This window comes from Okeania sp. SIO2C9 (assembly GCF_010672455.1).
GTDB lineage: Bacteria > Cyanobacteriota > Cyanobacteriia > Cyanobacteriales > Microcoleaceae > Okeania.
This window is the reverse complement of record NZ_JAAHGO010000282.1, coordinates 1-1,116: the sequence shown is the minus strand read 5'-3', so window position 1 is coordinate 1,116 and position 1,116 is coordinate 1. Positions and strand designations below refer to the sequence as shown.

Sequence of the window (1,116 nt, the reverse complement as noted above, 5' to 3'; positions counted from 1 at the left end):
TGATTGCTGCTGACGGTTATGCTGCTGATGCTGAGAGGCTAGCCGTTGGTACTGCACTATCTCGAATGCAGTTATTCAGGAGCTATCCAGGTGATGTTATGAAAAAGATGTTTGATCAACTTCTAAACCTCCTCCAGCGGCAAGGTGTTGACACCTTACTTAATACAGCCATTGCCTCAATCCCACATGACCTAAAAGAGACAGCTTTTGCTATGGCAACCGATATTGCTCTAGCAGATGGAGAGGTAACAGAAGAGGAAGAGGCGCTTTTAAATCAACTCTATAGCGCTTTGGGAATATCCGAAGAAATAGCCATCAAGATCATAGATGTCATGATCATCAAAAATAAAGGTTAAAACCTCTTTTGCGCCTTTGCTATACAATTCCTTATGGTTAGAATTTTGCTTTCTTAATTTATCGTCTTAAGCAGGGGTAGCTAATCAGACTATCCCTCTACCAGCGTTTGAATTAAACACGATTAAATCTAGGCAAGTGTCTAGAATTCCCAAGAGAGTAACCTCCGAAAGTCGAGTTATTAAGCGTTGCTAAGCTAGGAAGCCCCCGCTATAATCTTCGATATTAAATTTTGTCATAACAATCATGCAGCTAATTGACTCGATGAGCAAAAAATGGCAAGGCAGATGGTTAAATCAATGGCTAGGATTAATCTTAGGATTAATAATTGCAGCAGTTTTCTTTTTACCAGCTTCGGCAATAGCAGCCCCATCTCCCAGTAGTAACCAAAATTTACTGCGTCAACCGCCAACTGAAGTAAAAGTCAGCCTTGGCAATAGCGCTAATGAATTGAAATTTGTCCCTAGAGAATTGAAGTTTATTTCTGGTGTTCGCTACAAATTACTGCTGGACAACCCCAGTGCCCAAAAGCACTACTTCACTGCCAAAGACTTTGCCGACGCTAGCTGGAGTCAAAAAGTTGAAGCTGGCAAAGTAGAAGTTAAAGGAGCAATCCACGAGCTAGAACTAAAGCCAGGAGGAGAGGCAGAGTGGGTATTGGTACCAATGAAACCTGGAACCTACCAACTCCATTGCTCTATCCCAGGACACACAGAGGCAGGAATGACTGGAGAGATTGTAATTGAGGCTAAGTAGTTAAGA

2 protein-coding genes are annotated in these 1,116 nt (G+C 42.1%); both read left to right on the top strand.

Translation table 11 applies throughout. From position 1 onward, the window contains the following. Positions 1-2: 2 nt before the first annotated feature. Complete coding sequence (locus tag F6K23_RS41035) at positions 3-356, top strand: tellurite resistance TerB family protein (RefSeq protein WP_293167026.1); 354 nt, start codon at positions 3-5, stop codon at positions 354-356. Positions 357-618: 262 nt separating this feature from the next. After that, the gene (locus F6K23_RS41030) at positions 619-1,110 is read left to right on the top strand and encodes a plastocyanin/azurin family copper-binding protein (protein WP_293167024.1); all 492 of its coding nucleotides are present in this window, start codon (positions 619-621) and stop codon (positions 1,108-1,110) included. The last annotated feature ends 6 nt before the right edge of the window (positions 1,111-1,116 follow it).